This is a genomic window from Kitasatospora sp. MY 5-36 (genome assembly GCF_001182915.1).
In the GTDB taxonomy this organism is placed as follows: Bacteria; Actinomycetota; Actinomycetes; order Streptomycetales; family Streptomycetaceae; genus Kitasatospora.
Map to the genome: position 1 here is coordinate 1 of NZ_LFVW01000503.1, position 8,590 is coordinate 8,590.

The following is an 8,590-nucleotide window of genomic DNA, read 5'->3' on the forward strand; positions in this document are numbered from 1 at the left end:
CGGCGCCCCGCCCGCCGAGGGCGACGACGCCGACCAGGCGGCCGGCCCGGTGGTAGCCGACCAGGACGTCCCCGTCGGGGTCCCCGTCGGGGTCGCCGGCCAGGACGCGCGCGTCGTCCCGGCCGAGGCCGGGGGCGCCGAAGGACTGCAGCCGGAAGTCGTGCTGGTCGCTCCAGAAGGTCGGCAGCGGGGCGAACGGCGCGAGACCGTGGTCGGCGCCGGCGAGGTGGGCGGCGAGCACCCTGGCGGCGTGCTTGGCCGTGTCGGTGGGGATGGACCAGTGCTCGACGCGGCGCGGGACGCCGTCGTACCGGGCGTTGGGGAAGCGGGCGACGTCACCGACGGCGACCACCTCCGGCCGCCCGCCGGCCCGCAGGTGCTCGTCCGTGCGCACGCCGTCGGAGAGGTCCAGGCCGTTGCCCTCGAGCCACTCGGTGTTGGCCACCGAGCCGACCGACTCCACCACCACGTCCGCGTCCAGCACCCGGCCGTCCGCCAGCGCCACCCCGGTGACCCGGTCCTCGCCCCGGAAGCCGGTCACCCCGGTGCCGAGGGCGAAGCGGACGCCCCGCCGCCGGTGGCGGCCGAGCAGCGACCCGGCGAGCAGTTCGCCCAGCGGGCCGACCATGGGCAGCGGCTGCGGGTCGACGACGGTGACCTCGGCGGCGCCGAGGGCGACGGCGGTGGCGGCCACCTCGCAGCCGATGAAGCCGGCTCCGACCACGACCACCCGCGCGCCGGGCCGGGTCAGCGCCTCGCGCAGCCCCCGGGCGTCGGCCTGTGTCCGGACGGTGTGCCGTCCGGTGGCGGGGCCGGGGCAGCGCAGCCGCCGGGCGCGCATGCCGGTGGCCACGACGAGGGCGCGGTAGGGCAGGGTCTCGCCGCCGTCGAGTTCGACGGTCCGGCGGTCGAGGTCGGCCCGGACGACCGCGGTGCCCAGGCGCCAGTGCACGTCGGAGACGCCGGCCCGGGGCCGGAGGGCGAGCGAGTCGAAGGAGGCCGTGCCCGCCAGGACCTCCTTGGACAGCGGGGGCCGGTTGTAGGGCATGTGGGGCTCGTCCCCGACGAGGGTGATCGGCCCGTCCCAGCCCGCGGCGCGCAGCTGTTCGGCGGCGCGCAGCCCGGCCATGGAGGCGCCGGCCACGAGGACGGGTACGCCGGCCCCGGCGGTGGGTGCGGTCACGGCTCAGTCCTCGATCCGGATGGCCTGGAGCGGGCAGACGTCGGCGGCCTCCTCGACGTCGGCGCGCAGGCCCTCGTCGGGGTGGGCGACGTACGCGAGGTGTCCGTCCTCGTCGAAGCGGAAGACGTCGGGGGCGGCGAAGACGCACTGGCCGTGGTCCTGGCACTTGTTCATGTCGACGACGACCTTCATGGCCGGTCCTCCTGGTGGTGGGGGAGCGTCGCGGGAAAGGGAGGGAACGGGGGGATCGCGGGGGGCGTGGGGCCGCGGGGGCCGGATCACGGCCGAGGGGGCGGCGGACGCCGGAGGCAGGGGGCGATGGCCGCCGAGGAAGGCGGTGACGAGCGACCGCCAAAACGTTTGATGTCAAATAACATAGGAAGCAGCCGGCCTCTGGTCAAGAGCTATCCGGATGGATAAATTTCTGGGGCAGACCCCTTGCGGGAGAGCGACCGGCGTCCCTACCGTTTGCCACCAGCGAGCGAGCGTGTCCTGCCCCACCCCGCAGCCCGAAGCCGCCGCGCCCCCTCCCCCACCCCGCCACTGCCGTGCGCCCTGGCCCTCCCGACGCCGTGAACGCGGGGAGGCGCCCCACTTCCCCCAGAGGAGACACCGGTGAGCGCATCCGACATCCCGCCCGTCCGCCACCACCTGGAGCGGCTGGCCGCCCAGGGCATCGACGTGGTCCGGGTGACCTATCCCGACCTCATCGGCACCGAACGGGCCCGGGACGTCCTGCTGGACCACCTGCCCTCGGCCTGCGAACACGGCCTCGCCTTCTGCCGCGCCGTCTACCACACCAGCCCCCAGGGCGACGTGGTCCCCGTCCCCGGCGGCCTGGACGCCGGCCTGCCCGACATCTGCGTGCGCCCCGACCTCGACACCCTGGCCGCCCTGCCCTGGGAGCCCGGAGTCGCCAGCTGCCTCGGCGACGTCACCGACCCGGCCACCGGACGGCCCGCCCCGGAGTCCCCCCGCGACCTGCTGCGCACGGTCGTCGACCGGTGCCGGGAGCACGGCCTGCACCCGGTCGTGGGGCCGGAGTTGGAGTACTTCCTGTGCGACGCCGCGCCCGGGACGCCGCAGGGCTGGCGCCGCTACAGCGAGGCCGCCGGCGTGGTCTACACGGCGGGGCTGCGCGCGGACGCCGACAACCACCTGCTGCGCACCCTGCGCCTGCTGCGCGACCTCGGCATCGGCATCACCAACGGCAACCACGAGTTCGACGGCTCCCAGTTCGAGATCAACCTCAACCACTCCGACGCCATGGCGGCCGCCGACCGCGCCTTCCGCTTCAAGTCCGCGGTCAAGGAACTCGCCCGCAAGGAAGGCCGGTTGGCCACCTTCATGGCCAAGCCCTTCCAGGGCGCCGGCGGTTCCGGCTTCCACCTCCACCTGTCCTGCGTGGACGGCGCGGGCGGCAACGTCTTCGCGGACCCGGCCGCGCCGTACGGGCTCAGCGCGACCGCGCGCCACGCGGTGGCCGGCGTCCTCGCCCACGCCCCGGCGCTCGCGGCGCTGGCCAACCCGACGGTCAACTCCTACAAGCGCTTCGGCCCCGACACCCTCGCCCCCTGGCTGATCGACTGGGGGCTGGACAACCGCAGCGCCATGGTCCGGATCCCGCCGGAGCGCGGCTCCGGCAGCCGCTTCGAACTGCGGCTGGGGGACGCGAGCGCCAACCCCTACCTGCTGATCGCGGGGACCGTCGCGGCGGCCCTGCTGGGCGTCCTCGCCGGCGAGGAGCCCGCCGCCCCGCTGGAGGGCTACGGCTACGACCGCGCCAGGTCCGCGCTGCTGCCGACGTCCCTGCCCGAGGCGCTCGACGCCCTGGAGGCGGACCCGGCCCTGACCGGGGTGCTCGGCCGGGACTTCGTCGACGCCTACCTCTCGTACAAGCGCGACGAGGTCGCCCGCTTCCAACGGCACGTCACCGACTGGGAGTTCACCGAGTACGCGTACCACCTGTGAGACCGAGGAGACCAACCGTGACCACCGTGCCGTCCACGCCGCCCGCCTCCGGCGCCATCGACGAACCGCTGCCCCTCGACCAGGTGGACCTGGCCGACCTCGACAACTTCACCGACGGCGTCACCCCGTGGCGGATGTTCCACACCCTGCGCCACCAGGACCCGGTGCACTGGCAGCCGGAGGAGGCGCCCAACTCCGGCTTCTGGGCGGTCACCCGGCACGCCGACATCGCCCGCGTCGACCGGGACGCCGAGACCTTCACCTCGACGAGGTTCGTGAACCTGGAGGAGGTCGACGACGACCAGATCAAGAAGCGCGCCTCCATCCTGGAGCTGGACGGGGTCCGCCACCGCGCCCTGCGCAGCATCCTCCAGCGCCAGTTCGGCGCGGGCGTGATCAACAGCTACGCCGACTTCCTGCGCGGCCTGACCGCCACCACGCTGGACGCCGCCCTGGCCAAGGGCCGCTTCGACTTCGTCAAGGAGGTCTCCGCCGACTTCCCGATCAACGTGCTCGCCCGCCTCCTGGACGTGCCCCCGGAGGACAACCAGCAGCTCATCGACTGGGGCAACCGGATCATCGGCAACACCGACCCCGACTACGCCGACGTCCTGCTGCACAGCGCGGAGAGCGAGAAGTACCGCGACCTGCCGTTCCGTTCGCCCGCCTCGCTGGAGGTCTTCGCCTACGGCCGCGAACTCGCCCGGCAGCGGCGCGGCGGCGCCGGCACCGACCTGGTCTCCAGGCTGGTCAACGAGACCCCCCGCGACGGGGTGCCGCTCTCGCCGCAGGACTTCGACAACTACTTCCTGCTCCTGGTCGTCGCCGGCAACGAGACCACCCGGCACACCATCAGCCACTCCATGCTGGCCCTCCTCCAGCACCCCGAGCAGCTCGCCCGCCTCCGGGAGGACCCGTCCCTCATCCCCGGCGCGGTGGAGGAGTTCCTGCGCTGGGCCTCCCCCGTCTACCACTTCCGCCGCACGGCCACCCGCGACGTCGAACTCGGCGGCAGGCGGATCAGGGAGGGCGAGAAGGTCGTGATGTGGTTCGCCTCCGGCAACCGCGACGAGGAGGTCTTCGGCAACCCCTACGACTTCGACGTGACCCGCCGCGACAACGACCACGTCACCTTCGGCAAGGGCAGCCCCCACCTGTGCCTGGGCAACCTGCTCGCGCGCACCGAGATCCGCATCATGTTCGAGGAGCTGATCCCGCGGCTGGCGGGCATCGAACTCGCCGGGGACGTCCCGCGGGTGCGCTCCAACTTCGTCAACGGCATCAAGCGGCTCCCGGTCGAGGTCACCCTCGCCTGACCCCGCCGCACGAGGTCGGACGGGCCGCCGCCGTTCCGGGAACGGCGGCGGCCCGGAGGCCCGTACGACGGCGCGTCAGCGCCGCAGGACGGTGACGCCGAGGCCCGGCGCGGAGCGGATCTCGGCCTCGGTGAAACGCTCGGTCACCCACTGCTTGCGGGCGTAGACGCGGGTCTGGTCGGTGAAGTGGGGCGAGGTCGGGTCGGCGGACTCGCCGTAGGTGAGCAGCGTCCTGGTGCGCGGACCCCGGTCGGTCAGCTCGGTGGCCATCAGGAAGGTGCCGCCGTGCGGGACGCTGCCGAGGTTCGTCGGGTAGGTGCCGCCGCCGGTGCCCGAATCCGGCCCCGCCGTCAGCACGTTGAAGCAGCCCAGCTGGTGGGAGCAGCCGTGCAGCGGGATGCCCGCCCAGCGCTGGACGAGGCCGATCGGGGCGTCCACCGGCAGGCCGCGGGCGGCCAGGCCCTTCACCGCGTCGGCCAGGGCGCGCTGGGCGTCGGGGTTGGCGGCGTCGATGCCGCGCGGGGTGGTCAGCGGCCGGGCCGGGTCGGCCGGGACCGTCTGCCAGGCGGTCGCGCCGGTCCCCGCCAGCGCGTCCCGGTACGCCTGCCAGAGCACGGTGCCCCGGCTGTCGGCGTCGGCCCGGGTGTTCCAGGCGGCGAGCGCGTCGCAGGCCGGGCGGACGTCGACCCGGCTGCCGTCGGAGGCGGCGATCTCCGGGTGGGCGCGGCACAGCGCCACGGCGTCGTCGCGGTCGAGTTCGGCGCTCTGCACCCGGTTGCCGAACATCGTCGCCTGGAGCGAGCCGAGGGTGAACCCGGGGGCGCCGAGGCCGTCGGTGCCGGCCCGGCGGTCGGCGATCATCCGCAGGCCCAGCTGGCTGCGCAGCATCCGCGCGGAGGCGCCCTGGTACATGGCGGGAAAGCCGGTGAGCGGGGCCTCCGCGTTGGTCAGGTACGGGCCGTTGTTGGAGTTGGCGACGTAGTCGGTGCGGGTCAGGCCCGGCTGGTTGGCGGGGCCGAAGACGCCGGGTACGAGCGCGTCCGGGTCGGTGCCCGGGTCGCAGGCGGCGGTCGAGCCGTCCAGCACCTGTCCGAAGCCGCCGCCCGCGACCAGGCAGCGGTCGCGCTGGGCGTCGGGGAGGTTCGGGACGGCGGAGGCGTCGGTGAACCAGGTGGTGCCGGTGGAGTCGACGGCCGTGGTGTACACCCACGGGAGGCCCTGGTAGGTGCGCTGGGCCTGGCGGAGCTGGTCGAGGTTCTGGGCGCGGCCGACCGCCAGCCACTGGTTCAGGGAGCGGAGGTTCTCGGCGTTGGCGTCGCCGAGGGTGTAGGCGTGCTCCCCGGTCCAGCCGTCGGCGAGGACGTAGCCGTGGCGGGAGCGGTAGAGGCTCCGGTCGACGGTGGAGAGTGTCCCGTCGGCGGCCCGGACGGTGACCTTGACGGTCTCCTGGGCCATCCGCTCGGCCTGGCCGTCCACCAGGTACGCGGTCGGGTCGCCCGGCACCAGGCTGAGCCGGTGGAGGGTGTAGTGGTCGGCGTAGCTGGTGGTGTGGCTCCAGGCGAGGCCGCGGGTGTGGCCGATCTGGAGGAACGGGATGCCGTACAGTCCGGCGCCGGCGACGTCCAGGACGCCGGGGATGGTCAGCTGGGCCTGGTAGAAGCGCTGCTCGCCGGCCCACTGGAGGTGCGGGTTGGCCAGCAGCAGGCCGGTGCCGTCGCGGCTGGCGTCGCGCCCGATCGCCCAGGCGTTGCTGCCGAGTTCGGGGTTGTCGGCGGAGTGGCCGGGAGCGGCGATCCGGGGTGCGTCCGCCGCGGGTCCGGCGGCTTCGGCGCCGGACCCGGCTGTGACTGCGGGCCCGGTCGAGGCCGCGGGGACGGCCGTGGCGATCTGCTGCTTGGCGGCGCCGCTGCCCGCCAGGGTGTTGGCGGAGTAGAGGATGTTCCACAGGTCGTCCGCGGTGATCGGCCCGACCCAGGCCTTCCCCCGGCAGGACGGGTCCGGCAGGTGGTCGGGGCCGGTGTCGCGCAGGTAGCGGTTGTACCCGGCGACGTAGCCGTCCACCAGCTGCCGCACCTCGTCGGTCGGGCCGAGCGGCGCGGGGGCGGCCTGCAGCCGCCGCACCGTCCCGGCGCGCAGCAGGCCCTGCTGGTAGGTGTCGCTCACCAGGTTGCTCACCCGGTCCACGGACTCGCCGTCCGGGCCGAGGTGGCGCGAGCGCTCGCCGCGCACGGTGAGCACCTGGTCGGCGAGCTGGCAGAGGTTGTCCTGGGCGAAGGCGTACCCGTAGCCGTAGCCGAGGCCGCCGAAGTCACGGGCGAGGACGTGCGGGACGCCGTACTCGGTCCGGCTGATCTTCGCGGTCCAGCCGCCCCGGTCGGTGTCGGGGCCGGTCCCGAGGTCGGTGCCGGCGGCCTGGGCCACGGCGGGCACCAGGGCTGTCAGCAGCGCGGACGTCAGCCCGACCGCTAGCGCGCCCGAGGTGAACCGCCTTAGCTTTGAGCGAAACTGACGTTCCTTCATGTTCTTTACTTCCGTCATGGCCTCACCCTGTGGCCGCCGGCACCCGCCGGTCATCGCCCCTCGGGACGACCTGCCCTCGACCCTACGACCTATCCGTGTACACCCCGGGGAGGAGACGTTCCCTACCCGCACGACCCTCCCGTCGGACGATGCGGTCGTCGATCACAGGGTCCGACGCCCCGCCGGCGCCCGCTCAGCTGGCGCGGGGGCTGCCGGCGCACAGGGCGTGGTCGATCAGCTTCGAGGCCGCGTCCTCCTGGGCCTTGATGTGGTCCCAACTGTCGCCGAGCGCCTCGGACATGGAGACCACGGCGCTGCGCTTCCCGTCCTCGGTGACGCCGTTGAGGGTGATGAAGCCGCCGTCCCCGCCGTCGTGGCCCCAGTAGGTCCCGCCGCAGGTCAGCGAGCGCTTGACCAGGCCGAGCCCGTACTCGCCGCCGTGCCACATCTCCGAGGTCTGGTCGTCCACGGTCACTGTCCGCTGCATCTCGGCCAGTTGCCGCGCCGGCAGCAGCCGGCCCGCGAGCAGTGCGCGGAGGAGGACGTTCTCGTCCCGTGTGGTGGTGGCCCAGGAGAGCCCCTGGTCCATCGGCACCTGCTCGGTGACGTCCACCCGGCCGTCGGGTTCGGGGAAGAGCTGGTAGGCCTGGGCGTGCGGCCGGGGCAGAGTGGGCGAGGTGCCCATCAGCCGGGTCCGGTCGAGGCCGAGCGGGCGCAGGATCCGGTCCTCGACCTCCCGGTGGGCGGGGCGGCCGGTGGCCCGCTCGACGACCATGTCGAGCAGGAGGTAGCCGACGTTGGAGTACCTCCAGCTCTTGTCGGTGCCGAACTCCGCCCCGGCCACCAGGTCTTCGGGCTGGTAGACCTTGTAGCGCTCCCGCTCGTACCCGTCCTTCGAGTCGTATCCGGGCAGGTGGTCCACGATGCCGCCCTGGTGCTGGAGCAGTTCGCGGACGGTGGTCCCGCCGCCGGCTCCGCCCTTGGCCCGTACCACCTCCGGCAGCCAGTGGCCGAGCGTGTCGTCCAGCGACAGCCGCCCCTCGGCCTCCAGTTGGAGGACCACGGTCGCGACCATCGTCTTGGCCGTGCTGGCCATCCGGAAGTAGCCGTCGGGGGAGACCGGGCGGCCGGTGGTGACGTCGGCGGTGCCGCTGGTGGCGACCGTCTGGCGGCCGTCGGGCCCGATCACCCGGGCCTGCACGCCGCTGATGCCGAGGTCGTGGATCGCCGCGGCGTCCCGGCGCAACTGCTCGGCGACGGACGGACCGGCCGGGCGGGCGACGGCGGTGGCCGCGTTGGCGGCGAGCAGCACGGTGACACCGGCCGCCACGACGAGGTGCCTGCGCAGGGTCGAACCCATGATCGAAGTCATGGCCGCACGCTAACCGGTTCCGGTCCGAACGGGCCGCGGTGCTCCGCTACTTGGGGGAGGAATGGGGGATGTCCCCCAGTCGTCCCCCAGCGCTGTCCCGGGACTCCCCCGGGACTCCCCCGCACCGGCTCCGTGGCGGCTCAGCCCACCGAGGCCGTGACCGGCCGCGCCGGCTCGGCCCCCGCACCGTCGGCCGCCCCGCCCAGCGCCGCCAGCCGCCGCAGGCTG

Annotated in this window: 6 protein-coding genes; 2 read left to right on the top strand and 4 right to left on the bottom strand. The window is 74.1% G+C overall.

Features of this window, described 5'->3' with window-relative positions; genetic code table 11:
* Together AE652_RS28255 and AE652_RS28260 are read right to left on the bottom strand one after the other, a co-directional pair.
* Window positions 1-1,129 (bottom strand): NAD(P)/FAD-dependent oxidoreductase (locus AE652_RS28255; RefSeq protein WP_049656528.1); only part of this gene is annotated, 1,129 nt, incomplete at its 3' end.
* 57 nt (window positions 1,130-1,186) lie between these two features.
* Complete coding sequence (locus AE652_RS28260; RefSeq protein WP_049656520.1) at window positions 1,187-1,375, bottom strand: ferredoxin; 189 nt, start codon at window positions 1,373-1,375, stop codon at window positions 1,187-1,189.
* A gap of 423 nt (window positions 1,376-1,798) precedes the next feature.
* Here AE652_RS28260 and AE652_RS28265 point away from each other — a divergent pair, with 423 nt between their 5' ends.
* Window positions 1,799-3,154, top strand: a complete 1,356-nt coding sequence (locus AE652_RS28265) for a glutamine synthetase family protein (protein ID WP_049656521.1) — start codon at window positions 1,799-1,801, stop codon at window positions 3,152-3,154.
* A 26-nt stretch (window positions 3,155-3,180) separates the two neighbouring features.
* Window positions 3,181-4,470 carry a cytochrome P450 gene (locus AE652_RS28270; RefSeq protein WP_107086561.1) on the top strand — a complete coding sequence of 430 codons (1,290 nt, stop codon included), beginning with the start codon at window positions 3,181-3,183 and terminating at the stop codon, window positions 4,468-4,470.
* Between the two features lie 75 nt (window positions 4,471-4,545).
* Here the strand turns inward: AE652_RS28270 and AE652_RS28275 are convergent, their stop codons facing one another.
* Complete coding sequence (locus AE652_RS28275; RefSeq protein WP_234348569.1) at window positions 4,546-6,891, bottom strand: penicillin acylase family protein; 2,346 nt, start codon at window positions 6,889-6,891, stop codon at window positions 4,546-4,548.
* Window positions 6,892-7,183: 292 nt separating this feature from the next.
* Window positions 7,184-8,362, bottom strand: coding sequence for a serine hydrolase (locus tag AE652_RS28280; protein WP_049656527.1), 1,179 nt, complete (start codon window positions 8,360-8,362; stop codon window positions 7,184-7,186).
* Window positions 8,363-8,590: the final 228 nt, after the last annotated feature.

Excerpts from the sequence above, each read along its gene's own strand:
- AE652_RS28260 (WP_049656520.1), bottom strand. The coding sequence starts at position 1,375 with ATGAAGGTCGTCGTCGACATGAACAAGTGCCAGGACCACGGCCAGTGC.
- AE652_RS28280 (WP_049656527.1), bottom strand. The coding sequence starts at position 8,362 with ATGACTTCGATCATGGGTTCGACCCTGCGCAGGCACCTCGTCGTGGCG.